Raw genomic sequence first — 26,005 nt, 5'->3', positions numbered from 1 at the left:
ATGACTACTGACTACTGACTAATGACTAATGACTAATGACTAATGACTACTGACTTCTTCTATTCTTGATTGTTTTTGCCGCGCACGTATCCGTTATCTGCAATCCGCCAAGCACCCCCACCATTGCCCGTTAAATCGCAATCATCCACTGTAGCAATGCCATCTCGGTAAACTACGATCGCCTCACCTTCATTACCATTAATCCGACAGCGGCGCACGCTCAATTTTCCTCCCAATCCGACACCGATTCCCAAACTGCCATTATCATAAATATTGCAATCTTCTACCGTTGCTTTGCCATTATCCGAGATAAAAATCCCGTTCCATATTCCATCGTGAATTTGACAGCGGCGGATTACCGAATTAGCGTCTGGCCCGCAAATTACCACCACAGAATAGTTGGCAGAAGTGATATCGCAGTCTTCTACAATTAACTCGCCTTTACGAATATCTACCGCATAATATTTTCCCGTTGCAATCAGCGTTAAACCTCGCACTAAAGCGCTGTCTGTTTGCATTTGAATGCAGCTTGAGTCGGTGCTTTCAACAGTCACGCTACCCGCTTCTGTGCTGCCGATAATTTCCACAAATTTGTCGATAATTAGACTTTCTCGATACAAACCGGGCTGTACGTAAATGCGCGTACCAGAAACCGCATTTTTTACAGCTTCGCTAATAGTAGTATGATCGCCTTGACCTTTTTGGCAAACAACAAATTCTTTACTTTCTTCAACTTCTGGTTCTGAAGTTGATGCTTTTATTGGCTCTACTAATTCAGCCTTGGGAACTTCTCGATCGTCCTTTTCATCAATTTGCGATTTTAGATTCAAACGTTCTGGATTGACTGTTTCTAGCTGAGTTTGTAACTCGGATATTTGAGATGGCAGTTGATTTTGATTTTGGTTGGCTGTGTCGATTTGATTTTGGAATTCCGACTGTTGAGCGGCAAGCTGCGATTCTAATTCTGAGCGAATTTGAGAGGCGCACTCAAGCTGAGTTTGTAACTCGGATATTTGAGATTGGAGTTGATTTTGATTGTGGTTGGCTGTGTCGATTTGATTTTGGAATTCTGACTGTTGAGCGGCAAGCTGCGATTCTAATTCTGAGCGAATTTGTTCGCCATTTTCTAGCTGAGTTTGTAACTCGGATATTTGAGATTGCAGTTGATTTTGATTGTGGTTGGCTGTGTCGATTTGAGTTTGGAATTCTGACTGTTGAAAAGTTAGTTGCGATGCCAATTCTGAGCGAATTTGAGAGGCGCACTCAAGCTGAGTTTGTAACTCGGATATTTGAGATTGCAGTTGATTTTGATTGTGGTTTGCTGTGTCGATTTGAGTTTGGAATTCTGACTGTTGAAAAGTTAGTTGCGATGCCAATTCTGAGCGAATTTGAGAGGCGCACTCAAGCTGAGTTTGTAACTCGGATATTTGAGATTGCAGTTGATTTTGATTGTGGTTTGCTGTGTCGATTTGAGCTTGGAATTCTGACTGTTGAAAAGTTAGTTGCGATGCCAATTCTGAGCGAATTTGAGAGGCGCACTCAAGCTGAGTTTGTAACTCGGATATTTGAGATTGCAGTTGATTTTGATTGTGGTTTGCTGTGTCGATTTGAGTTTGGAATTCTGACTGTTGAAAAGTTAGTTGCGATCGCTCAGTGTTGGAGGTTTCTAATTGAGCTTGCAGTTCCGATAATTGAGATTGAAGTTGCGATTTATCTGCGTCGCTGCGATTTATTTGAGCCTGCAATTCTGACAACTGGGACAGCAGTTGTTCTCGCTCGCGAACAACGGTATCTGATTGACTTTGCATCTCAGAGAATTGATTTTGCAACTGCATTTTATCCCGATTAGCAGATTCTAATTGTGTTTCTAGTTCTAATAATTCAGGTTGCGGTTGATTTTGTTGTTGGAGAGCAGTTTCTAATTGAGAGTTGAGCGCTTGGATTTGTGCATTGGCGTTGGCAATTTGGGCTTGAAACTCGGACAATTGAGAGGTAAATTGCGATCGCTCTGTTTCGATTAATTCTAGTTGAGATTGCAAGCTCGACAGTTGAGAGTGAAGTTGCTCGCGCTCTTGAATTGAGCGATCGAACTTAATTTGAATTTCCGACAACTGGTACTGTAGCTGCAATTTGCCTTGACTGGCTGTTTCCAACTGACTTTCCAATTCAGACAGCCGATCGCGAAATAGAGCGCTCTCTGCATCCAGCGCCTCTCGCTCTGCTTGCATTTCCAGGATTTGAGCGTTAAGCTGCGATCGCTCCTGCTGTGCAATTTCTAACCGATCTTGAAGTTCGCCCAGTTGCGGTAACTGCGACTGAGCTTGGTGAGCGCTTTCTAACTGAAACTGCAAATCAGCAATCAAAGCATCAACTTGCGATCGCTCCTGAGCAATTCCTCCCAAAAATCCTTCCAATTCCGACACTTGATTGTTTAAGAATTCTTGCTCGCCCGTCACATTTTCCAACCGAATTTGCAACTGGGACAATTCCGAATTTAGCTGATTTTCATTCTCCGCCTTTTGCCGCAATTCCGAAGTTCTGGCATCCAACTGCGACGCCAACTTCGATATAGCCTCCTGCGAGCCCTGCATCCGCACCACATTTCGCGAATTTCGCTTATTCAAAATTAGCCAGCAGACTAACGCCCCGCCTCCAAATCCTATTAATAAAAGTAATGCTTCCATTTGGTTTATCTAATCGATATAAATTGAGTTACCCTGATGCTTGCTGCCAAAAATTGACAGCCAGTTGCTATCTTACTCAAGGCTATCACAACTTGTGAGCCTGTGTTTACTTGGCCAGGTAATTTATATTTATTTACAAAAACTCAATTGGTAAGGTTGGCATTGTATTCGTGTTAAAAATCGCCTAAAAACCTTTGTATCTATCATTTATCTCCCTGTCTCGATCTCCTTCGCATACCCACTGCTCATCCTGGTTGAAGCGGAGTAGGGCTTGATTTAAATATCTTCCCCCGCAACGATTACGGCGCTGCGGGGGGATTGGAGGCTGAATAGTCAAACAGTAGATTGCCAATAAATTTGACTGCAAGAGTGCATCGCCCCAGCTTAAAAAATGTTTGGCCAAAGTTCAATTAATCGAGCAAATCCACAATATGAGGAATAATCTCGATATGTTGAGTCAACAAATAATCCAACCTATCCGCCAGCAAACTAAAAATTAAATCGTTATAACTCATCCCGTATTCCGCCAAACCCAAAGCAACCAAACTCGTGACATTTTTCCCTGGATATTTGAGATCCGGTTTCGGATTCGCTTCCAAAACATAAAGTTCTCCATCGCCATCGCTGCGGACATCAATTCGCACCAAACTGTTCAAACTAAACTCCCAATAGATTTTGCGAGCTAAATCAATTAACTGCTGTTTGAGTTCAGGTTCTTCCGCGCCCATCAATCGTCCGCGATCGGCCGTAATCGCTTTTTTATCCATAGAAGTAAAGATGAGTTCATCAGACTCCAAAACTCGTTCCACCGTGGAAAAAGCAAAGGGTTTCGCATTTTTAGTAAAACAGCCTTTAGCATAAGTAACATAGCCGCAAACCGCTACACAAAATTCTCGTCCCGGCAAATATTTTTCAATTAAAGCAGTATTGTGAGTTGCTTGGTGAACTTCCGAAACTGCCTGAGACAAACCCTCAATCTTGTCTACAAAATGAACGTGCAGCGAAGCGCGTCCGGATACTGGTTTAACGACAAACGGCCCTCGATACTCGCCGAAAGCAATCGAAAAACGCTCCGGCAAATTTGGCTGCAAAATTCCTTGAGAAGGATGCCAAGTCATAAACGGAGCGGTTTGAATTCCGACTGATTGCAGTTCCCGTTTGAAAGCGTGTTTGTTATCTAAAGTTGAACTGTTTAAAGGATTGTGACCGATATAAGGCATTCCCAACATTTCCAACAAGGCGGGAGTGTGACAAACAGGATTGTAGCCCTGGACTCCGCCCGTATTTAGCCACACTAAATGAATTTTTTGTTGTTTGAGCTGTTCGGGAAGATTCATGTCATCAGGGATGACATACACGTGTTGGAAGCCAATTTCTGTTAATGCTTTAGCAATCTCGCGGGCGACGATTTCGTAACTCTTCCAAGAGCGGGGATTGTGAGTTTTGTAAATCACGGAACCGGGGCGATCGCAGTCGCCGCCGAACACTACAGCGATCCGCAGTTTAGCAAACAGCCGGTCTAAATATTGAGGCAGCAGACTAAAATCGTAATGCCAGCTATTGCTATTTGATGTTGCAACCATTTAATTTTTTTCCTTTTTGTGTGATTTGCGATCGGCAGAACTACTAGATGTTGCCAAATATATTCCAGCCAAAACTACAGAGAAAGCGAACCAATTAAACAAGCTCAATTTTTCCGAAAACAGCATCCCGGCAATAATCGCCGTAATTACGGGTTCTAACAGCAGAAAAATGGCGACAAATCCCGATGACAAACTTCCGAGACTGTGGATGAGAAGTCCTTGGCCGAAAGCTTGGCAAATCACGGCTAAAGCAATTACTGCCAGCCATCCTTGCCAAGAATAAGGGAAAACTCGATCGCCCGCCAGCAAAACTAGCGGCAAAACCAAGATGCTGCCAATAAAACAGCGCCACATCAATATAATTGTCGCCGGGAACTTGGTTCGCAAATGTTCCGCAATCAGCAGATTTGCTGCGTAAAACATTGCTGATAACATAGCAGCAATGTCCCCGGCAAAGTTGTCTCCCGCTGTTTGCAAGTCGTCTATGCCGATCGCAATTCCACCAGACAAAGCCACCACCAGTCCCAGCAAAAACCTGCTGTCAAAACGCCGTCCCAACAGCAGCCATCCCCCCAAAGTAGTAAATAAAGGAGTTAAGTTGCGGAGTACAGTAGAATTAGCGACATTAGTTTGACTCAGCGACCAAGCCCAGAAACCCAGCGAAGCAGAAGAAACCACGCCGACGGCTGTTAGTAGCATCACATCGCGCAGAGTGTAGCCCGATCGCCCTTCATCAACCTCAGCCCCAGACATTCGGCGGCGCGCTTCTTTTGCACCGTTCCACAGTCCAAATACCGCAGTTGCTATCCACAAGCGGTTAAAAACCGTAGCATTCGGGCTGATTTCCCGTTCGCTCAACCTAATAAAAATGGCGGCCAGCGACACCGCCAGCAGCGCCGCCGACAGCGTTCCGATCGCCCAAATTTTACCTTGACTTTCAGCTAATTCACCGTTGTTTAAATTGTCCTGATTTCCCGAAACAATACTTTTTTCTTCAGTTGATAACGCAGATATTAACTCATTATCCTCCAATACATTGGGCTGCTTATCAATATTTATATCGGGCGATTTCAGATTTTTTGACATTATTTCAAGTTCCCGCGAAGGCTGAAGATATAAATTAGAAGAATGCCAAAACCCTGTCAGAAATTACCCACTTCTGATTCGAGAAACCGGGTTTTCGGTCGGGAGCGAAGGCTGTCAAGAAGTTTGGTACAAAAAACCAGGTTTCTGGCGACCCGTGCAGGACTATATGTTTGATAATTGACAGCAGCTTAGGTTGAAGGTTTAACAGAAAGCCTGGTCAAAGCCTCCTTCAGCGCCGGCGGCAATTGCCGGATAATCTTGCCCTTGTCCCGATCGACACCAACCAAAGTTACCTGCGCCGTCACGTATAACTCCTGAGTATCGGGCGATCGAATTTCGTAATCCCAAAGCAGCCGCACACCCTCGCTCGCAGCCATCCGCGTTCTGATAGCCACCAATTGACCCATTTTTACAGAGCGGTGGTAGCGCAGCGAAAGCTGCACCACGGGCAATTCCAAACCCTGCGCCACCCACTCTGCATACTCAATGCCCAGAGAGCGCAAACTTTCCACCCGCGCTTCCTCCATCCAAGCCAGATAAGTCCCGTGCCAAACCATACCTGAGTAGTCAGTATGGTGAGGGTAGACTCGCACCAAATATTCAAACCAGCCCTCAGAGTCCATTCCAGACCGATTTTGAATAGCACCAGCCGCTGCGAGTTCTGCTTGAGTTCGATCGTTCTCTAACACGTTACAAATTGTTCCAAAACGCTACATTTCTACAAATCATAAAGCAAACTTCAAGCTTATGCTTGACATTAAGCCACTAGAGTACCAACGCCCTAGCGAGAGGGTCACACAAGAAAACTCAACTGTTTTTTACTGCCAAAAACCATGATAGAAAAAATTTTAGTAGCCGTCGCCGGTCGGGGCTTGTGCGAAGAAATGTTTAATATGTTGATGGACATCCCTGCCATGCAACAAACCTCTGTCACCGTCTTGCACGTCGTGCCGCCCCAAGTAACATCCGACGGCATGGCCGACAAGTTGGAAGAAGGAGGTAAGATTTTAGCACAAGCAGTCCAGTCTTTAAAAATAGATCCCAGCAAAGTCAATCCCCGGCTGAAACAGGGAGACCCAAAAACCACAGTTTGCCAAGTCGCAGAAGAAGAAAAATCCGACTTAGTGATTATGGGTTCCCGGGGATTGGGACGGCTGCAATCGATTTTGGAAAACTCAGTCAGCCAGTACGTTTTCCAGCTAACATCCAGACCGATGTTATTAGTAAAAGACGACATCTACGTCAAAAAAATCAGGCGCGTCATGGTCGCCCTCGATAAATCCGAATCCGCAAAACAATCCTTAGAACTAGCCCTATCTTTTGTCAAAGAAGTTAGCGGCGGACAGATAATTCTAGTACACGTCACCAAAGATTTGACGGGAAAATCCACCGAAGATTTAACAGCAACTGCTGAAAAAGACCCGGTATTAGCTCCTGCAGTAGCACTGGCAAAACAAATGGGAGTTAGCTACCGCTGCATCAGTGCCACAGGCAAGCCCGGGGAAGAAATTTGTCGGATTGCAGACGAGGTGAATGCCGATTTATTAGTAATCGGTTCCCCGGATCGGCGGCCCAATGTTGCTAAAAACTTTCTGGATCTCGATCGACTTTTAGGAAATTCCCTCTCAGACTACGTGCGAGTCTACGCCAACTGTCCCGTCTTGCTAGCCCGCACAGTCGTCGGCTAAACTTTCATCGCCCGCCAGCAGTAGGGTGCGGAGCGTAGATTTGAGATTTATAGCTGACGCACCCTACTTCTTTTCTTCTCAATTCTTGAAGTTATCTGCATCCAGGAGTGTCGGGGAGCCTTGCACCTGCCGTTACTCGATCGCTCGAAGATTTATTCAGCAAGCCCTAGTTAGCCACAAAAACTCAACACGCCACCAAAAAAGCGCCGCAGCAATAGCTGTTGGCGCTTTTTTTGCAACTAGCAAAGCCAGACAAAAATAGCAGCAATTGCTATTATTCTTTTCCACCTTGACGGCTAGCTGTTTGAATGTACAGAATGATGAGAAAAACGCTGGGAACCAATACAAACAGAATGGTTGCCACAAACCCTAAATCGTTAACTTCCATAAAGACCCCCGCCTCTGTCAAAAAATAGGAAAACACACACAACTAGCATAGCACTCAAAGGCAAAAGGAAAACTCGAATGTCGCAGAAGGCAGCACTAGACAGTTGAATAGGTGAAAAAATCAAAATTCAGAATCCAAGAATTTTGATTTCCTTTTGCTCTGTTTGGCCCATGCTTTTCGGCTCCCTTCCCACCGGCAGCTACGGCTTAGTCTTCACGCTGACTGGGCCGTTGACGGTAGTTTGACAAGGCAACCGATAGTTTTCGGGCTTTTTCTTGAGCTTGCGGTTCTCAAAGTCAGTGCGGGGCGACAGATTTTCACTTCCCTCGACAATTTCCACAATGCAGGTACCGCATTGACCGTAGCCCCCGCAATTCATCATCTTTCCCGAAAAGGTGTACAAATCGATCCGGTTTTCTAGAGCTTTGAGCCGCAAATTGGCTCCGTCTGCTGCGATGACTTCCTGATTTTCCTTGACAAACTTGATATTAGCCATTGCCGATCCTTAACGCAGTTGATATGGAACTCTATTACAAAATATTAACTAATGTGTAGGACGTTTAATACCCCTTGTCTAATTGCCTTGGCGATTCGAGGTGCGCCCGATCGCAGCTATCCCGGTTCGGGAATCGCCCCACCCAAACCCTGTCAACAACCAGGTCAAACGCAGTTACAGATTGCGATCGCGCTTCGATCGCCCGCGTTGGAGGGGGGAACCGGAAACGGCTGTTTCGTCCCCGCAACGATTCCGGGGATGCCGGGGGAGTTCTGACGAGATACGGGTGTGGAGTTGAGCTACAGTTGAATTTTTTTGTTTGGGAAACTGGCATCAAGGAGTATCAGAGAGGTTATTAGTAGGAAGATTGCTCACAGCCCGCTGCAGAGACGAAAGCCCCTGGTTGTAGGTGATAATTGCCGACAATCGGTTTCTCTCAGCCCTAGTCAAATCAGTTTCCGCCTGAATCACATCCGTCTGAGTACCCACGCCAGCTTGAAACCGCAGTCTCGCCAAACGCAGAGCTTCTCTCGCCTGCAAAACCCCCGCCTCAGAAGTTTCGATATTCTCAAAACTCGACTCCAAGCCATAATAAGCTTGTTCAACTTCCCGGCGCACTTGGTTGCGGAGTTGGTCGAAGCGAGTTTCAGCGATCGTCATATCAGCCTCCCGCTGTTTGGCCCGGGCGTTTGCCGCGCCCCCGTCGAAGATATTCCAAGTCAGACTCGCCCGCACCGAATAGCCGTCCGCCCAGCCGCGAGTAGCAAACGGGTTCGGGTCGTCAGGGTCTTGCCCCAGCACGTTGTAGGCAGCCCCGACGCTCAGTTGAGGCAAACGCCCCGCCAAAATCGATCGCCTCTGCTGCTTGCTGATATCCCTCTGCACCAACTGCTGTTCCAACTCGGGGCGGTTCTTAACAGCCTGGACAATACTTTCTTCCAAAGACAGCCGCCAAGAGCCCGCTTGTTCGATCGGGTCAGCCGCCGTCAAGTTAGCCGACTGGCTGATATTCAAAATCTCGGCCAGACGGCGCTGAGCCACCCGCTGGTCGCGGCGGGCCACTGACAGTTGCTGCTGTTCGTTAGCCAAATTTGCCTGAGCCTGCAACACCGCAAACCGGGTTCCCACCCCCGCCCGTTCCAAAGCTTCGGCATCCCGCAAACTTTGCTGGGCATTTCTCACCGAAGCTTGGCGGATGGCAACTTGTCCGTCCGAGTTTTGCAAGTTGTAGTAAGCCTCAGCAGTGTCGAAGCGGAGTTGCTCGGCTTGGCGTTCCAAGTCCAGTTCCCGAAGCCGCAACTGTTCCTCTGCCGCGCGGATGTTAGCGCGCCGCCTGCCGAACAAATCGACATCGTAGCTCAACTGCAAAGTGTTGTTGAGAGAGTTGCTGCCTAAATTTTGCCCGACACTGGTGCTGGGCTGCCCGCTTTGCCTCGCCTGAGAGTCAACGCGGCGCTGTGCGGCCCGGACTCCGAGTTCTCCGCCGGCCGTCACAGAACGGCTGGCGTCCATTTGAAAATTCAGTTCGGGATAAAGAGCGGCTTGCTGTTCCCGCACGGCCGATCGGCTTTGTTCCACTTGCTTTTGGGCGATTTGCAAAGTTTGGCTGTTGCGGCGGGCCAGATCGATCGCCTGCTGCAAGGTAATTGACTCAGTTTGCTCGATCCTGACATCCTCTGGCTTTGTCGGAAACTGTAGCGGATTCGGGTTGGGTTCGAGGGAAGCCGGAGGATTGGTTTCTAAAATGCCCTTCGGGGTGACAGGGGGGAAACTTTCGGTGGGAGTGCCGCGGGGAGTTGGTGCTGGCAAATTCGGCAGTGGAACATTGTTGGGGCCGCTCGGAATTGGCTGCTGAGAGACTGTATTTGCGGGCGTTCCCGACTGCGCCAGATTCTGTGCAGGCGCATTTGAAGGGGAAGCCGGAGCAGCCTGTTGGGGCTTTGATGCTTGCTCGGGCTTGGTTGGCTCAGTTGCTGCGATATTTGCTTCCCCTTGCGGAGCCGCCTCGGAGGTTGGGGGGGTGAGGGCGATCGATTCTTCGGGTTCTGAAGCTGGTTCTGAGGAAGTGTTCGAGGTCGATCGAACATTCTCCCCTAATTCGAGCTGGTTCAAGCCGATCGAGCTGTCGAGAGATTGAGCCGGGGGCTGTGCCGAAGCATTCTGTGCGGCGTTGCTGAAAGTAATTGCAGCGCCCACTCCGACCACGATGATTTGACGAAAAACACGCATAATTTTTTAATTACTGCAATTCAAGAGACAATTTTAGAGCAAGATTGAGGTCTCAATTTTCCAGTTTGTAGTCTGAACTCTCCAGTTACAAGTCAGAATTACCCTACTCATCTTAACTTTTCAATGTTGGATTCAAAATTTAGAATTCAACCTCAGCATTTGCCAGACCGATCGCCCCCGAGATTAGTTCCTCTACACCGCTCACCGGCAAAATCCGGGTTTTCAGCTCGCTAGCGAGCTGTTCTACGGTCATGTCGTCGAGAAAACGCGGTTCCCCCTGTTTTAGCATCACCGACGGCAGCAAGATGCCATCTCCCAAGTCGTGTCCTTGCAAAGCTTCCAGCAAATCTTGCCCGGTGAGCAAACCCGTCACGGTGATACTTTGTCCCCAGTAGCGGCTGCACAGTGCCACCATCTTGACGGACAAGCCGGGAATTTGGTTTAGTTGTTGTACGATCGGCTCAAAAGCCTTTTCAACAGCATTTCCCACCACCCAAACCAACTCGCGCGGCGGAATCACCGGCAGCAGTTGCAGCTTAGCAAAAGCCGTTTCAAACTGCCCGATAAACTGGCGAATCGAACCCACACCGTTACCAATTTGGGGATAATCTTCGTAATCAGCCGCCGACGGCAAATCCAAACCCGCGATTAAAAACCATTCATCAGCCAGCCAAATACAGCCCGATTTTGAATTCTTTTTTTTGGCTTTTCCGCCTGCTTTCCCCTGACTCAAAACCCCTTGAATTTGATGCACTTGCGCGATAACTTCCCGCGCTTTTTCCGCAGTTACTGCAATTAATTCATCTTCAGCAGGGCGAAACCGAGTTAAACCCACCGGCACCACCGCCACCGATGCCACAGCCGGGATATTTCCGGTATGAAACCTTGCCAAATCTAACAAAGTGCGTTCCAAATGTTCCCCATCATTAATTCCCGGACAAACCACAACTTGAGCGTGAATTTGCAAGCGGCGCTCTTGAAACCATTTAATCTGTTCTAAAATCTTCCCCGCCCTTAAATTTTTCAGCAACCGAATTCGCACTTCCGGTTCAGTAGCGTGCACCGAAACATAGAGAGGAGAAAGCCGCATCTGTTCGATTCTGTCCCATTCTTTTTGAGTCAGATTGGAGAGAGTCAAATAGCTGCCGTAAAGAAAGCTGAGGCGGTAGTCATCATCCTTAAGATACAAAGTTTCCCGCTTTCCCGGAGGCTGTTGGTCGATAAAGCAAAAAGGGCAGCGATTGTTACACTGAATTAGTCCGTCGAAGAGGGCAGTTTCAAATTCAACACCCAAGTCTTCGTCATAATCTTTTTCTATTTCTAACTTGTGACTTTTGCCCTTACCATCTAAAACTTCTAGTTCCAGAAATTCGTCGGCGCACAGAAATTGATAGTCGATCAAGTCGCGTGGTTTTTGGCCGTTGACGGCGACGATGGAATCTCCTGGTTCAAATCCCATTTCGGCTGCGATGCTGTCGGGGATAACTTGGGTAATTCGGGCTGGTTTGATTGAGGATTCGCTCATAAGTTCGCGATAATTTTTTAGATTTAATAAATGATTTTTGACATATTTTTGTTAGGACTTACGCACGGGTGCGTCGAAACCGGGTTTTTACCCAAATACTTGCTTGAAAGCCTCTATCTCGGTTAAAAACCCGGTTTCTTTATTTCGAGTGCGTCGATAACTATATATTTGAATGTGTAAATATCACTATCACAATTAGCGTCCTTTGTCAACTTTTTTAGCAGCATCCGGGGCAGTAATTTGTCAGACTTTATATTTTTTTGATAGTCACTCTATTGATATGCGAATAATTGGTTGATAGTCGCTATTAACTATTCCTGCAATCATTTTGCTTTTTGGATGCGAGTTGCACTAAAACGACGGACATAGGTTGAACCAACGCGCACGATCCATATTTGAGCAGTGGGGTACTTGGTTCGGAGTCGGCTACAGGCAATTATCTCCTTACTATCTATTTCCCATGCACCTGTCTCAATATCGATCGCCACAATTTTACCTTTGTTACTCGGCTCAACTTGCGATCGCACTATGCGATCGTATATCTCATCGCCAAGTCGTGCAAACTCTTGCTTGCTATAACGGGGTTTCAGAATAGTCATCGCAGTTCTCTGTGGTTGTCAACCTAATTATACACTTTTAACTTTCAGACGATGTTTACATTTACCAAATCAACTGAATAGGCTTTAATATAATGCTTGATGTTGGGCAACAGCATAAAGCATTATATTTTTTCCATGCACTGCCCTGCAATCTGCACATTAAAACATATTCCCGATCGCATTGGCTGCCATCCGAGTTGTATTGCTTGCCGTATCCATTGTGCTACATCAGAGGGTGTTACTGGTTTCACTTCTTGTTTGCTTACCAAACCTTGAGGATGGGGTCGATCGGTGATAATAACTAAAACGGAGCCCGGTTTTGCGACACTATCGACTGCAACATGAAGATTTCCGCCATGAAAGCATTCTTGTGTATAAGTAGGTTGTCTGCGGATGAGCCAGATGAAAGGCTCCCCATCAACTATTATTTTTCTTGTTCCTTTTCTCGGTATTGACATAGCTTGTTTCAGCTTAAATATTTCAGCATTTTCAATAAGCATTGAGAAACCGGGTTTCTGACGAAAAATATAGGTTTTGTTGCAGAGTTTTTGCCAGAAACCCGGTTTCTGACCTCTCGTGCGTAAGTTCTATGTACTTTCTAAATCTTCCCGGTCAGATGAAAAAGCGGTAATGTTTGTCCGGTCATTGCTTGCTGCCAAGATTGGTGAAAGCTTGCTGCTCAATGTCATACTGCTTTGCATGGGCATATCATATCATGTCCGGTCGATTACCAGCGATCGAGACGGTTTGTAGTGTGGACTAAAGTCCGCACTACGAACTTGATGATGGTTAAATTAGTTACCCACGATCGCATACCACAAACTCACCATCAGACACAAACTCGCTAAATGCTGAGGAATCAAAGATTTAATCGATCGCTTAGCAATTTTTTGAGTCACAAATATCGTCACCAACAATGAGATAATCAAAGTAAAACCTTGCAAAAAGCTAATCACCGCTGGATCTCCTACAAAACTAGGCAAATCATCTCTAATTTGTCCGAAAGTGGCAAAAGTTACCGGAATCAATCGCCCGCCTTCCTGCAAACCCAATCGCCAATAGTGAGCCAAACTACCGCCCCAGACTAGGGGTAGATATCCATAGGCAAGAAAGACAAATGAGAGAGGTTTATAGGTTGTAAATGGGATAGTTTTTGCTTGTCCCAATCGGTAAATTGCCTGCATGACGGCGTAAGCTACTAACGGAATCAGCGGCGGAATGATTAACACCGCGAGCGACATTCCTAAGTGAGGTAAAAATTGCTCTAAATTGATACCCAACCCCAATAAACTATCGATTTCCGGTAAGCGATGGAGATAGATACCGCCTAATAATAGAAATAACAAGGCAACTTCATAACTGTGAGGAACGTGGGTTGTCCACAATTCGATTCCGGGAGGGCGCACATTTAATTCTACCGATCGATGGGGACAAGCTTTTAAGCAAGTCATGCACAAGACGCAATCTTTATTATCAGTTAATTGGGCGGGATGGGAATAAATTGGACACCCATTAGTGGTTAATCCTTCCCCCAAGCCAGGGCCGCCTTTATAACATTGGTAGGTGGTGCATTCCGCCGCGCAGGTTCCTTGTTGGGCGCGCAGTTCGACGATTGAAAGTTTAGCAAATAATCCATTCATGCCTCCGATCGGGCATAAATACCGACACCAAAGCCGCCTTTCAAAAATTAGCGAAAAGATTATCGCGCCGGCCGTAATCAGCAATAACAAACAACTGGATAAATAGGCGGTATTTTCTAAATTCCACAACTCTTCCCAGAGAAAGATTAGGGTAAATAGTCCGAATAGAAACCAACCACCCCATTTTTCGGCTAATTGGCGCGGCCATTTTTTGAGAGTTCGCGGAAAAATTTTCAGGGATAGTTTTTGGACGATTTCTCCATAAATCATAAAGGGGCAAAATGCACACCACAATCGCCCGACTAGCGGGAATAATAATAAAATTAACGGCCACCACCAGGCCCAAAAGATGTTGAGAGCAAAATTATGCTGTCTATCTTGGGGGGCAACAAATAGGATAATTACTACTAAGGCAAATACCCAACTGGTAAACCAATAATTCACGCGATCGGGATACCAATCGCTCCGTAAAAACTGCCTAAATTTAGGATAGATATTTAATAAATTCAGGCGAAATCTTTGTTTTTTTGCCGCCTGGGCCCAAAACACTTCTTCGGTTAGTACCTGACTTCCCTGGGCTTGAACTAAAGCGCGATCGACCATTCCCTGCAATTCCTGCAAATTACCTGGAAAATCGTAGGCTTGCAAGCGGCGAATTGCTTCTGGTGTGAGTTGGGGCTTGACTAATTTCTTTTGGCGGCTAATGATATTGAGATAATAGTTGACTTGTGCTTCTAAATCTGTTTTTCGCACCCGCAAGGATGGGACTTTAATCTTGTGTTGTGTCAGCTTATCTAGCTTGGGCTGCACAATTTCTGAGATTAAAATGATGCGGGCATTAGTAGAACGCGGTGGCGGTGGTATTTGTCCTTCTCTCACTGCTAGTGTATAAGTTCCTTCGGTTAATAGTTGCTGAATTTGGGGGCATAATTGAGCTGGTAATTCTTGCACGTCATTGAAAATTAACGTCCCTTCGCCCAACCATTCCAACAATCCTGGTTTGCCGCCCAAACGCCCGAATAATTCTGCTCCATTAGCCTGCAGCAAGGCACTTTTAATCTGAATAACTGGCTCGTTGCGGCGGTGGGAACCGAAATGAATTAAAGCTGCTAAATTATCTTTTTCTAAACCAGGTTCGCCAGAGATTAATACCGATCGATTGTCACTCGATGCTGTGCGAATTTGTTGGCGCAATTTCACTGCATAACGGCTATTTCCAATTACTCCGCGTTTCGCCCTGGGTACTAGATAGCTGCGGAGGGCGTTTTGACGCTCTCTTTCGTAGGCAATTTCTGATTCTAGCTGCTCTAATTTCGTGGCCAAGCGTTGAGCGTAGGCTTCGGTGATGCGTGGATATTTTTCTAGCAAACTGCGCCAGCGCGAGGCACTAATTACCCAAAATTGACATTCTGTACGGGCAATAATTCGACTGTCTGCCGGTTGCGATCGTTGGAGGGCGGATAAATTGACGATCGCCCCCGGTAACAAACTACTCCCCCACATTAAACCGGGTTGTTTGCGCCGGTAGCGATCGGCTTGTCCACTTTCTAGGATGTAGAGATTGGTGACGGGCGTATCTTCGATTACCACTCGAAATCCCGCGGGAAAAGTTGACATGGACATTTCCAGCGCGATCGCCTGTAAAATCTCGCGGGATAATATGCCTAATTCGGTGTTCGATTCGAGCCAGTTAACTAATTTTTCGGTAGACATCGCTTAGCCTCGGCGAAAATAGAATCGTAGTATCGATAATAAATTTGGTTCTGGTCAGAAACCTGGAAATAATTATATTGTTTTTTGATATTGTTTGTTAAATTCCTTGAATGTATCGGTGAGAGGGGAGGAGGACACTCTTCGCTTTTCGCTTTTAGACCTCGATCTAATGATTAGACTTGTGGGGATTTAACGGAGAAAATCGCTGAAAAGTTTGTCACCATTAAGTTTCAGGAACTTCGAGACAATAACCGCTAAAAGGCTTGCTGGGCTTTTGACTTCAGAGTTTTTTGAATTTATAACCCAACCAGTCTATTGGTTCTGGTAGACTGAAGGCATTGATTGGGCTAAGTTGACCTATGACCATTGCGATCGACCAACCAATACAACAGAAGCCACTCAGCTTTGACGAGTTTCTCGATCGTTATGGTGGCGATAACCGCTATGAACTGATCGATGGAGAGGTGTTTGATTTGGAACCAACAGGCCCGCATGAAGAAGTTGCAGCCTTCATTACCACAAAAATCTGTGTTCAGATCGACGGAATAGGTTTGCCTTGGTTTGTCCTTCAGCGGGGACTATTGCGCCCTTCTAATAGTAGTATGACAGCATTTCGACCTGACATTGCAGTTGTCAATCGAGAGGAACTTCCCAAAGAACTGCTTTGGTCTGAACAGTCGATCCTGACTTTAGGTAGTTCGATTAAATTTGTGGCGGAAGTTGTCAGTAGCAACTGGCAAAACGATTATGCCCGTAAGGTTGAAGACTATGCGGCTTTAGGCATCCCCGAATATTGGATTGCAGACTACGCAGGATTGGGGGGTACTCGACACATAGGAAAACCCAAACAGCCTACCCTCTCGATCTGTACTCTAGTGGATGGAGAGTATGAAATTCAGAAGCTTCGAGGCAATCAGGCGATCGTTTCTCCAACTTTTCCTGAGTTGAAACTGACGGCGGAAAAAGTATTGAGGGCTGGTGGGTGATCGCCTGTAAAATCTCGCGGGATAATATGCCTAATTCGGTGTTCGATTCGAGCCAGTTAACTAATTTTTCGGTAGACATCGCTTAGCCTCGGCGAAAGCCGAATTGTGGTGCTACATCAATAATTAACGGCAACTATACCACGTCCCGTTCAAATCCAACATACAGATTTACTTCAGTTGAGTCGTTAGGCTGGTGGACTATCTTCAAAGTTAATGTGATTTTAAACTGATTCAATAAATTGCGAAATCTGTTGAGTCGATCGCATACGATCGACTTTTTTGATACTTTGCGCCCGATCGATATATTCGCGATATTTTGGGGTCAAATATTTGTCGCACAACCAAAGCACGCGGTAACTGCTAATCGAACTCTTTAATATTGGGCTGTTTTCCTGCCAGCGTGCGGTTTAGAATAACCCGAGATCGTTCGTTTCCTCACCCACCAAAAATGCACTCATAGCGGTAGATCGACATAAACCAGAGTATCCGCCTCATCCAGTCGCAGCCAGAGGGTTTCCATGCAGCCAAACCCGTCAATAATCCATTTGTCAGTCTGTAAAATTTCCTGATGGGCGCGTTTGTAGTCTTCCTGTGAAACCTCAGCGCCACCCGAGCGATATTTAATCTTGTCCAAGACGTGAATCGCTAATCCAGTGATGTCCGATCATCTCTTGCTGAGAGTGGATTTACCGCCTCCAGCGTTGCCAAATACTGCTATTTTTTTTGATAGCTACTCTCCTTTTGATGTCACCTAAATTCAGCATAATAGCCCTTTACCAATTACCGGACATACCTTACAGTTAGGAGAAGGGCTATGATTAGGTTCAAGTCAGTATTGTTTTAACTATTTCGCAATGCTCCACCTGCGATAGCCGTTAAAATAGCTACGCCAAAGGCCAGCCTGTACCACACAAACACCCACATATTTTGAGTTTGTAGGAATTTCATCAGCCAGGCGATCGACAAATAAGAAAATATAAATGCCGAAATCGTTCCCACTAGCAAACTAGCAACTCCAGCACCGCCGATTCCTTCTCCCAAAGCACCCTTCAATTCCACTAATCCCGCCAGAGTAATTGCCGGAATTCCTAATAAAAAAGAAAACCGCGCGGCGGCGGCTCTTTCCAATCCCAGAAACAATCCTGCTGTTAGGGTAGAACCCGATCGCGAACACCCCGGAATCAACGACATTGCTTGACCTAATCCCATGAAAATACCATCTTGGACAGTTAACTTTTCATAAGTGCGATCGCGCTTGCCAATTTTTTCGGCTGTTGCTAACAGCAGCGACATCACGATCGAAGCAATGGCGATGCTGGCCAAACTCCTGAGAAACGACTTGTCAAAATCTGGAACCAATATCTTGATTAGCAGCCCAAAAAAGACTATAGGTATTGTTCCCAAACCAATCCCCAAAGCCATTTTAAACTCCTGGGATTTGTAGTCGCGCCGCACCACAGCATCGACAGCACCCAAAGTGATAGTTGTCAAGTCTTTCCAGAAATACCAAAGCACCGCCACAATGCTGCCCAACTGAATCACAGCAGTGTATGCTACACCGGGATCGCCCCATCCCAGGGCGATCGGCACTACCTTCAAATGAGCGCTGCTACTGATGGGCAAAAACTCTGTTAATCCCTGTACAATTCCTAAAACAATTGTCTGTACCAGATTGAGTGGAGCGGGCCCGCCAACATCAGCAGCGGGCGTTTGGGCGAGGAATGGGTCAAGCAAAATTATCATGCGTTGTCAGTTCCCAATTATCAGTTTCTAGATAAGCTGTCGGACAAATAAACATTGTATGTTCTGGGCGGGCAGCAGAGCCCACCCCACTCATTGTTTTATTGTTTTTTGACAGACAGTTTAAATCCCACCATAGCTTATGAGTTTAATTTAACATTTTGCACTATTTTCACAAGCTAGAAGCCAAGTTCATAACAAATAAATGTTATTGTGGCGCGAACCCTTGGGGCCTGCTCCAGAAAAGCCGATGCAAATAGGGATTTTTGGTAAGTTGAATTGCCTTGTCGATCGCCACTCTCAGCAAATTGCGGGGGAGGATCAGTGCTATAGCTTTTGTAGAGATATTCGGGGACGATCGCACGGGTTGTACAAACCAGCGTTCGAGGACAATCGCGCTCAACCAAAAAATACTTTTACCAAGTTGTCGATGCTCCCAATTGTGGGTGCTTGCAAACCACTTTAACCTATTTAGGAATATTTGCATACATTTGCTGATAAACTTAAAATAGTTTTTGTGTTTAATGAAGCCAGCTTACAGCAACTGCCAACAACCTATGATATTTTCCGCCTTCAAAAAATCAACTATTACTGCGGCTTCTGGAATCCGCTTGCTGCGGCGAATCTTGTCCGGCAGTCTTTTAACAGTGGCGATCGCACTTAGCTTGATACTGCTTGCCGGCACAACCCCAGCCTTCGCAACTCTCACAGACGATCGCTTCGACGGTACAATTTTCGCTCTCTACGCCGGCAACGGTTCCCTAGTTCCTCCTAAAGTCAAACTCACAGATTCTTTCAAACGCAAAAAGCCCGCATTGTTAGTGTTTTACACAGACGACAGCAGCGACAGCAAGCAATACGCGATCGTCGTCTCTCAACTCCAGGAATTTTACGGACGCGAAGCCGATTTTATCCCGGTACTTATTGACTCTTTGCCTCCGGAACCGTCACCGGAACTCACCGAACCCGGTCATTATTACGAAGGTTTTGTACCTCAAACCGTCATCCTCGACCAATCGGGAAAAGTAGTTTTTAACGAAAAAGGACAAATACCTTTTGAACAGGTAGATGATGCTTTTAGGAAAGTATTTGACTTGTTGCCGAGAGAAAAATCTCTACCGCTGAAACGCCGTGTCGTGAACGAACTCAACGTCGAATTGTCGAAGTAATATCTAATTGCTGATAGCTAATTGCCGCAGCAATTTTCAAGGGTTCCTGAACGGTTGTTTTGCGATACTGTGCTGGTGGTGTCAGGTGCGCTGCGGCGCACCCACAAAAAGTCAGGCCTGTCTGCATAGGGAGGAATATTATGTAATTTTAAATATGTCCGTGCAATTCTGGCGGCTGTATCCTAAAGAGTAAGTTGTGGAGCCGGTGTTATGGCAAAGATTTTGACGATCGCGGATGCTGCGACTTTTGAAGTCGTGCAAGAGTTGCTCTCAGGGGAGGGACATCAGGTGAAAGTCGCTCCTGACGGTAAGGAGGGTTTAGAGTTAGCGCGGGAATTCTCGCCGGATGCGATAATTTGCGATGGGACTTCGGCTGAAATCAATTGGCTGGAGGTGTGTCGGCTGGTGAAAGCCGATTCCCTACCCTACCCTACGGGGAACGGGAACTCCTTCGGAGAACGGGATAGCTTCGCTTCACGACAATTGAGGGCAGCGTATTTTGTGCTGCTGACAACAGCCGAACAATTTGAAGAAATTCAAGAATTGGAGGAGCCCGTTGACGATTTTTTGTTGAAACCGATAGTTAAGCAGGAATTGTTGGGGCGGGTGCGCGCCGCGAAACGATCGCAGCGTTTGAGGCGGGAGCTGGAGCGAACTCAGAAAGAATTGCAAATGTCGGGCGATCGAGTGTTGCAAAATGAAAAGATGTCTAGTTTGGGGGAATTGGTATCTGGTATCGCCCACAATATTAACAATCCGATTACTTTTATTTACAGCAATCTAACTCACGTCCAAACTTACGCTACTGATTTAATAGAACTGCTGCGATTGTATCAAAAACACCTAGTCAATCCTGACTCGGAGATTCTGCAAAAACAGCAAGATATGGATGTGGAATTCGTGTTCGAGGATTTATTGAAAATTGTGAGTTCCATGCGAACTGGGAGCGATCGCATCCGCCAAATCATCTTGTCGGTACAGGACTTTTCCCGCAGCGATCGATCGGGCTGGCAGTTATTCGATATTTCCGACGGTTTGGAAAATACTTTGTTGTTGTTGCAGCACCGCTTGCCCGCCCGCGAGGGCAGGCGGGACATCAAGGTGATGAAGGAATACGGAAATCTGCCGCAAATCGAGTGTTACGCAGGTCAGCTCAATCAAGCTTTTCTGAATATTATCAATCATGCGATCGATGCTTTGGAAGAGTCAAGTCAAGAGCTGGACGAGTCGGAATCAATCAAATTTAAGCCTGTGATTTTGATTAGCACTCAGGTGATCGATGCTCAGCGGATTGCTATTGAGATTGCTGATAACGGCATGGCAATCAGCCAAGATATCACAGCACAAATTTCCGATTCATTTTTGATGGCAAAAGCTGGGGAACACAGCAGCATTTTGGGACTTGCTGCCAGCTATCGGATAATTGTAGAGCAGCACAAAGGAGAGTTAAAGTGTTTTTCGGAACCCGGTAAAGGTACTAAGTTTCGGATAGAAATTCCGCTCAGGCACAGTTGATTAATAGCATTTACTGCGGGCTGAGGGCTGGTTTTGAAAATTGTTGTTGAAACGAGCCTCTACAAATGCGGTTGAATATTTGTGAATCGAGTTGGGAAATTAGCCGATCGTTGATTTCGCTGCTAATTTTCTACTCGCACTGCTGTTGGAGCGGAAACTGTAAAGTTTTGTATAGGAAATGACCAAATTTCAAAAAATAGACGATAGTTGACATTTAAGAGATTTCAAGAGTCCGCAAAAACAAATTTAAAGCAGGTAATAAAATGGTAGTAGCAGCACCAGTTCAATCCCACAATCAATCAATTTTTCAAGCTCGTTACGACAACTTTATCGGCGGCAAGTGGGTGGCGCCGGTGAAAGGGAAATATTCAGAAAACCTTTCTCCAATTACAGGAAAATCAATTTGTCAAATCCCCCGATCGAGCGCAGAGGATGTAGAATTGGCACTGGATGCCGCCCACAGCGCCAAAGACAAGTGGGGTAAGACGAGCCCAGCAGACAGGGCGCGGGTGTTACACAAAATAGCCGATCGCATGGAAGAAAATCTCGATCGCCTCGCCACCGCCGAAACCTGGGACAACGGTAAACCAATTCGCGAAACCAGGCTCGCAGACATCCCGCTGGCGATCGACCATTTCCGCTACTTCGCAAGCTGCATCCGAGCCCAAGAAGGGTCGATCGGCGAACTCGACGAAAACACCGTCGCCTACCACTTCCACGAACCCCTAGGCGTGATTGGACAAATCATCCCCTGGAACTTCCCAATCCTCATGGCCGCCTGGAAACTCGCCCCCGCCCTCGCCGCGGGCAACTGCGTCGTCCTCAAACCAGCCGGGCCAACCCCCGCCTCAATCTTGGTACTGATGGAAATCATCGGCGACTTAGTACCGGATGGCGTCATCAACGTCGTCAACGGGCCCGGCGCCGAAATCGGCAAAACCCTAGCTACCAGCCCCCGGATTGCCAAAGTAGCCTTCACCGGTGAAACAACCACGGGCCGGCTAATCATGCAATACGCCTCCCAAAACGTCATCCCCGTCACCCTAGAATTAGGCGGGAAATCCCCCAACATTTTCTTTGAGGATGTCTGCGCCCAAGACGACGAATTTCTCGACAAAGCAGTCGAAGGATTGGTGATGTTTGCCTTCAACCAAGGCGAAGTTTGCACCTGTCCCTCCCGCGCCTTAATTCAGGAATCGATTTACGATCGATTTATGGAAAGGGCGATCGATCGCATCCGCCAAATCAAACAAAACAACCCCCTAGATCCGACAACCGCCCTCGGCGCGCAAGTCTCCGTCAACCAGATGGAAAAAATCGCCGAATACGTCAAAATCGGACAAGCCGAAGGCGCAGAATGCCTGATCGGCGGCGAAAGAAACATCCTACCTGGCGACTTGCAAGAAGGCTATTACTTCCAGCCCACAGTCTTCAAAGGAAACAACAAAATGCGAATTTTCCAAGAAGAAATCTTCGGCCCAGTATTAGCAGTCACCACCTTCAAAAACGAAACCGAAGCATTAGAAATTGCCAACGATACCCTCTACGGTTTAGGTGCCGGAGTTTGGACGCGCGACATCAACACCGCCTACCGCATGGGCCGCGCCGTTCAAGCAGGCCGCGTCTGGACAAACTGCTATCATTTGTATCCCGCCCACGCAGCCTTCGGCGGCTACAAATCATCGGGAATCGGGCGAGAAAACCACAAAATGATGCTCGATCACTACCAACAAACCAAGAACTTGCTAGTAAGCTACAGCCCCAAAGCTTTAGGCTTCTTCTAAAGTTTTAGTCATTGGGAAGGAAAAAGGAAGAAGGACAAACTTCAATGATTCGTGAACTCCTTCTTACTCTCTTTCCTCTCCTTCTCTGCGCCCTCTGCGCTCTCTGCGGTTCATAAAAAAAATATCATTCAAAAACGAAATAAAATTGCTACAAAAACAGGATAAAATGGAAAATATCCAAAAAGTCACCGCCACAGAAGCCGCTTTAAAATTAATCAACCATCTCAAAAGCAAACACGGACAATTGATGTTTCACCAATCCGGGGGCTGCTGCGACGGTAGTTCTCCCATGTGCTTTCCCGATGGCGAATTGATAATCGGCGATGGCGATGTATTGCTAGGAAAAATCGGCGGTTGTCCTTTTTATATCGCAGCGCAGCAATACGAACATTGGAAGAAAACGCAGTTAATTATTGACGTAGCATCCGGGCCCGGAGGCAGCGATTTTTCCCTAGAAGGGCCGGAGGGAGAGCGTTTTATTACTCGTTCTCGTTTGTTTGTCAATGCTGATTGACTTTGTTTAGTTTGATTTTTGCACTATAGCAATTTTATTTGCAATGAACCGCAGAGGGCGCAGAGAGCGCAGAGAAAGAGGAAAGAGAGAAATAATATTTCTATTGAGAAGTTGGGCGTTTTTTGCTGTGTTTACTTTGTTTAGGGCAAACGTATTTCTTCAATAAATGAGATGCCATCAAAAACACCATCTTTAAAGGCTTGAGTGCTGCGAATTCGGTGATTTTCGCTGAGTAATGTCATTGTTTCTACGAAGGTAATCAGGGCGTTATCTTGTGTTTTATTAGCCCGAAAGCAAATAACTTCCTGGCCTGCATCCCACGCAATTGCCGAAAAATCGGAATAGCTGCTAGAAAACAGTTTCAGAATCTGATTTTCAAACTCTCCTTGAAAATTTAGCTGGAGGCGAGAACCGTCTGAGTATTCGTAATTATTAACTTGTCGGTAGTGACTTCCCTCAATCGAGATGCTAAAACTACCCAAAAAGCTGCGAGCAAAATGTCCGCGAGTATCGGTTTTAATATACTCGCCTTTCCAAGTGCCAATGTGACGTGTGAATATTTCTGGAACTTTCTCTAAATCAGGAGGGTAAGATATATTTTCTGACATGGGATTGATCCTATTCTTTATTGCTAACGGCGACCTATTTTCAGGCTCATTTCACGGCTAGTGCGTTGATATTCGTGGACAATCGGTAATCTTTCGGCTTGGAATTTTTCCAGCGCTTCGGCAATATTAGTGCTCTGTTCGAGATGTTTGGCTAAATACAAACCGTCTTCCCAACCGGAAGTCATTCCTCTGGCGCGTGTGGAACTTTTGGCGTGGGCTGCATCTCCAATTAAGATAACGCGCCCGTCATAGATTTTTGGTAGGGGGTCAATGTCGTAGGAAAAACGACAAACAATGTTTTCTAAAGGGGTTGATTCTATCAGTTTTCTGGCATCTTCTGGGAGTTTTGCTAGTTCTTGGGGAGGCATGGTAGTATTGGTAGGTTGCAGTTTCCCGAGTTCGGAGCTGCTGCGCTCTTTTTCTATAAAGAAACCCCAATGGGTTCGACCTCTACCTATGTGAAAGAAGTTGGCATAAATTCCTCTACCGCGTACATAAACAAAAAAGTTTCCTTCGGGACAGAAGCTATTATCTTCGACTATTCCTCGCCAGACGACATCGCCTAAATAAAATAGTTCTACATCTGGAACTATAGATTGACGAACTTTTGAGAGGATTCCATCGGCACCTATTAACAGATCGCCTTCCCATTTAGTGCCATCTTTAAAGTGGGCGATCGCACTGCGATCGGTTTGGGCGATCGATGCTAATTCCCCATTAAAATGAATGCAGTCAGCCGGTAACTCGTCGAGGATTGCTTCTAAAATAGCTTTGCGGTGTACCAGCATTCCGGGGAGTTCATTTTCTTCGTAGGTGACGGGTTCGGAATTGATGACACCGCCGCGGAGGTTGCGAAACTCGAATACTTTGACAGCATCGCCTGAGTCGATAATTTTTTGGGTAATTTTCGGGTTTCCTTGATGCAGTGCTTGCATACCTGCTTGCACGATCAGGATACCGCAGCCGTCGGTGCGGGGATGGGGTGCTTTTTCAAACAAGTCAACTTGAAACCCTTGTTGAATTAGCAACACTGCTAGATAAGCTCCTGATGTTCCGGCGCCGATAATACCTATCCTGCTTTGGGACGGAACCATTTGTGCTGCTCCTGATTTTAAGATTGCGATCGCTCTTCAACCAATATTATAATTACATAAAATAAGATTTGGGCTAGGTCTGGATGGGCGATCGTCTTCTGCAAGCTTCGCTAACGAGCTTTTGCTGATAGCGACAGGTTTCAAGCTGCCGCTCAAATCAGTATCGTTGGCGAGCCAAAATTAATAATTAATATCATGTCAGCTCTAACGACAATAATAAAATTTGTTCGCTCGTTCGGACTTTAGTCCGCATCAAAGAGAGGACTGAAGTCCGAACGATCGAACCGTTACAGATTGTGGTCAATTGACCGGACATAATATAATGGGTGAGTTGAAAATTTTCGCCTTCAAAAATTAAGCATACTTTAAGCTTCAGTATTTTTAATTAAAGCCAATTCAATTTTTTCATCAGGCTTTTGACTCACTTGTGCGTGCAAACCGGGTCCAAAAAAAGTGGCTATTTTTTCTTGCTTTTCTTTCCAGACTTCGATCGCTATCAGCGGCGAATAAAACTCTAGAATTAACCCGTAAGCACCATCCACATCTACTTCCCGCAACCCTTGGAGGACAGGCCGTTCCTCGTCTGTCGGGGCCAGCCCCAAGCGCTCGAGAGCATCATCTAAGTGCGCGGGTTGGCCGTAGCGAAATCGGGTGATATCTTTGCGGACTTGGTTTTGAGTATCTGTGGCCTGACTTTCTCGCAGCAGGAGAACTTCGGGAGGAGTTGGTTGGGTAAACTCCGCTGGTTCTAGTTCGGCGGCTTTCAGGGCCAATCCTCCCAACAACAGCGGAATTCCATAAAAAAACCCGGCTAGGTTTAGGGTTGGTTTGTCGGTGAAGTAGGCATAGAACCCGACTACTGCTAGGATACCGCCCACAACTAAGGCTAGGCTTGCTAAAGAAGTTTTACGTAACATATTCGTGAGGTAAGTAGTCGGACAGAAACAAGATACTTTAATTATTA

At 46.3% G+C, this 26,005-nt stretch carries 24 protein-coding genes; 8 read left to right on the top strand and 16 right to left on the bottom strand.

The annotated features are described in order from the left end of the window. Positions 1-59 precede the first annotated feature (59 nt). The 4 genes from IQ270_RS00400 to IQ270_RS00385 form a co-directional block, all read right to left on the bottom strand. On the bottom strand, positions 60-2,684 hold the full coding sequence (locus IQ270_RS00400; RefSeq protein ID WP_193970869.1) for a right-handed parallel beta-helix repeat-containing protein: 2,625 nt from the start codon (positions 2,682-2,684) through the stop codon (positions 60-62). Between the two features lie 410 nt (positions 2,685-3,094). Beyond that, positions 3,095-4,267, bottom strand: coding sequence for an ATP-grasp domain-containing protein (locus IQ270_RS00395; protein ID WP_193970867.1), 1,173 nt, complete (start codon positions 4,265-4,267; stop codon positions 3,095-3,097). Then, positions 4,268-5,353, bottom strand: a complete 1,086-nt coding sequence (locus IQ270_RS00390; RefSeq protein WP_193970865.1) for a DMT family transporter — start codon at positions 5,351-5,353, stop codon at positions 4,268-4,270. A 188-nt stretch (positions 5,354-5,541) separates the two neighbouring features. Next, complete coding sequence (locus tag IQ270_RS00385) at positions 5,542-6,042, bottom strand: thioesterase family protein (RefSeq protein ID WP_193970863.1); 501 nt, start codon at positions 6,040-6,042, stop codon at positions 5,542-5,544. Between the two features lie 144 nt (positions 6,043-6,186). Here IQ270_RS00385 and IQ270_RS00380 point away from each other — a divergent pair, with 144 nt between their 5' ends. Beyond that, the gene (locus IQ270_RS00380) at positions 6,187-7,041 is read left to right on the top strand and encodes a universal stress protein (protein ID WP_193970861.1); all 855 of its coding nucleotides are present in this window, start codon (positions 6,187-6,189) and stop codon (positions 7,039-7,041) included. Between the two features lie 274 nt (positions 7,042-7,315). On the opposite strand, the gene psbM is transcribed toward IQ270_RS00380, so the two are convergent. Both psbM and IQ270_RS00370 read right to left on the bottom strand, forming a co-directional pair. After that, positions 7,316-7,429 carry a photosystem II reaction center protein PsbM gene (psbM, locus tag IQ270_RS00375; RefSeq protein WP_193970859.1) on the bottom strand — a complete coding sequence of 38 codons (114 nt, stop codon included), beginning with the start codon at positions 7,427-7,429 and terminating at the stop codon, positions 7,316-7,318. Positions 7,430-7,628: 199 nt separating this feature from the next. Continuing rightward, entirely contained in the window at positions 7,629-7,925 is a 297-nt protein-coding gene (locus tag IQ270_RS00370) for a 2Fe-2S iron-sulfur cluster-binding protein (RefSeq protein WP_193970855.1), read from the bottom strand. Between the two features lie 51 nt (positions 7,926-7,976). On the opposite strand from IQ270_RS00370, the gene IQ270_RS00365 reads away from it, so the two are divergent. After that, positions 7,977-8,201: a hypothetical protein gene (locus IQ270_RS00365; RefSeq protein ID WP_193970853.1), complete on the top strand. Its 225-nt coding sequence runs from the start codon at positions 7,977-7,979 to the stop codon at positions 8,199-8,201. Positions 8,202-8,258: 57 nt separating this feature from the next. On the opposite strand, the gene IQ270_RS00360 is transcribed toward IQ270_RS00365, so the two are convergent. From IQ270_RS00360 to IQ270_RS00340, 5 genes are all read right to left on the bottom strand, one after another. Continuing rightward, positions 8,259-10,154, bottom strand: a complete 1,896-nt coding sequence (locus IQ270_RS00360; protein ID WP_193970851.1) for a TolC family protein — start codon at positions 10,152-10,154, stop codon at positions 8,259-8,261. A gap of 139 nt (positions 10,155-10,293) precedes the next feature. Beyond that, positions 10,294-11,679, bottom strand: coding sequence for a TIGR03279 family radical SAM protein (locus tag IQ270_RS00355; protein ID WP_193970849.1), 1,386 nt, complete (start codon positions 11,677-11,679; stop codon positions 10,294-10,296). Positions 11,680-12,002: 323 nt separating this feature from the next. Then, the gene (locus IQ270_RS00350; RefSeq protein WP_193970847.1) at positions 12,003-12,278 is read right to left on the bottom strand and encodes a hypothetical protein; all 276 of its coding nucleotides are present in this window, start codon (positions 12,276-12,278) and stop codon (positions 12,003-12,005) included. A 122-nt stretch (positions 12,279-12,400) separates the two neighbouring features. Further along, the gene (locus IQ270_RS00345) at positions 12,401-12,778 is read right to left on the bottom strand and encodes a hypothetical protein (RefSeq protein ID WP_228055966.1); all 378 of its coding nucleotides are present in this window, start codon (positions 12,776-12,778) and stop codon (positions 12,401-12,403) included. Positions 12,779-13,072: 294 nt separating this feature from the next. Next, on the bottom strand, positions 13,073-15,631 hold the full coding sequence (locus tag IQ270_RS00340; protein ID WP_193970845.1) for a sigma 54-interacting transcriptional regulator: 2,559 nt from the start codon (positions 15,629-15,631) through the stop codon (positions 13,073-13,075). A gap of 359 nt (positions 15,632-15,990) precedes the next feature. Between IQ270_RS00340 and IQ270_RS00335 the strand changes: the two genes are divergently transcribed. Continuing rightward, positions 15,991-16,617: a Uma2 family endonuclease gene (locus IQ270_RS00335; RefSeq protein WP_193970843.1), complete on the top strand. Its 627-nt coding sequence runs from the start codon at positions 15,991-15,993 to the stop codon at positions 16,615-16,617. A gap of 454 nt (positions 16,618-17,071) precedes the next feature. Here IQ270_RS00335 and IQ270_RS30530 read toward each other — a convergent pair whose 3' ends face one another. Together IQ270_RS30530 and IQ270_RS00325 are read right to left on the bottom strand one after the other, a co-directional pair. Continuing rightward, a complete protein-coding gene (locus IQ270_RS30530) occupies positions 17,072-17,251 on the bottom strand; it encodes a hypothetical protein (protein WP_228055965.1) in 180 nt (59 codons plus the stop codon). A 206-nt stretch (positions 17,252-17,457) separates the two neighbouring features. Next, a complete protein-coding gene (locus IQ270_RS00325; RefSeq protein ID WP_193970841.1) occupies positions 17,458-18,360 on the bottom strand; it encodes an undecaprenyl-diphosphate phosphatase in 903 nt (300 codons plus the stop codon). Positions 18,361-18,562: 202 nt separating this feature from the next. Between IQ270_RS00325 and IQ270_RS00320 the strand changes: the two genes are divergently transcribed. The 5 genes from IQ270_RS00320 to IQ270_RS00300 all read left to right on the top strand — a co-directional run bounded on the left by IQ270_RS00320 (position 18,563) and on the right by IQ270_RS00300 (position 23,339). After that, positions 18,563-18,823, top strand: coding sequence for a hypothetical protein (locus IQ270_RS00320; protein ID WP_193970839.1), 261 nt, complete (start codon positions 18,563-18,565; stop codon positions 18,821-18,823). A gap of 91 nt (positions 18,824-18,914) precedes the next feature. Further along, positions 18,915-19,526 (top strand): thylakoid membrane photosystem I accumulation factor, encoded by a 612-nt coding sequence (locus IQ270_RS00315; protein WP_193970837.1) that lies wholly within the window; start codon positions 18,915-18,917, stop codon positions 19,524-19,526. Positions 19,527-19,736: 210 nt separating this feature from the next. Further along, entirely contained in the window at positions 19,737-21,041 is a 1,305-nt protein-coding gene (locus tag IQ270_RS00310; RefSeq protein ID WP_193970835.1) for an ATP-binding protein, read from the top strand. 263 nt (positions 21,042-21,304) lie between these two features. After that, positions 21,305-22,825, top strand: a complete 1,521-nt coding sequence (locus IQ270_RS00305) for an aldehyde dehydrogenase family protein (RefSeq protein ID WP_193970833.1) — start codon at positions 21,305-21,307, stop codon at positions 22,823-22,825. Positions 22,826-22,991: 166 nt separating this feature from the next. Next, on the top strand, positions 22,992-23,339 hold the full coding sequence (locus tag IQ270_RS00300; RefSeq protein ID WP_193970831.1) for a DUF779 domain-containing protein: 348 nt from the start codon (positions 22,992-22,994) through the stop codon (positions 23,337-23,339). 140 nt (positions 23,340-23,479) lie between these two features. Here the strand turns inward: IQ270_RS00300 and IQ270_RS00295 are convergent, their stop codons facing one another. From IQ270_RS00295 to IQ270_RS00285, 3 genes are all read right to left on the bottom strand, one after another. After that, on the bottom strand, positions 23,480-23,947 hold the full coding sequence (locus IQ270_RS00295) for a hypothetical protein (protein ID WP_193970829.1): 468 nt from the start codon (positions 23,945-23,947) through the stop codon (positions 23,480-23,482). A 23-nt stretch (positions 23,948-23,970) separates the two neighbouring features. Continuing rightward, complete coding sequence (locus IQ270_RS00290; protein ID WP_193970827.1) at positions 23,971-25,041, bottom strand: FAD-dependent monooxygenase; 1,071 nt, start codon at positions 25,039-25,041, stop codon at positions 23,971-23,973. Between the two features lie 365 nt (positions 25,042-25,406). Continuing rightward, positions 25,407-25,958, bottom strand: coding sequence for a DUF2854 domain-containing protein (locus IQ270_RS00285; protein ID WP_193970825.1), 552 nt, complete (start codon positions 25,956-25,958; stop codon positions 25,407-25,409). Positions 25,959-26,005: the final 47 nt, after the last annotated feature.

The organism is Microcoleus sp. LEGE 07076 (assembly GCF_015207455.1).
Taxonomy (GTDB): Bacteria; Cyanobacteriota; Cyanobacteriia; order Cyanobacteriales; family Microcoleaceae; genus Microcoleus.
Note: the sequence above shows the minus strand (reverse complement) of the source record. Positions and strands in the feature narration are given on the sequence as shown.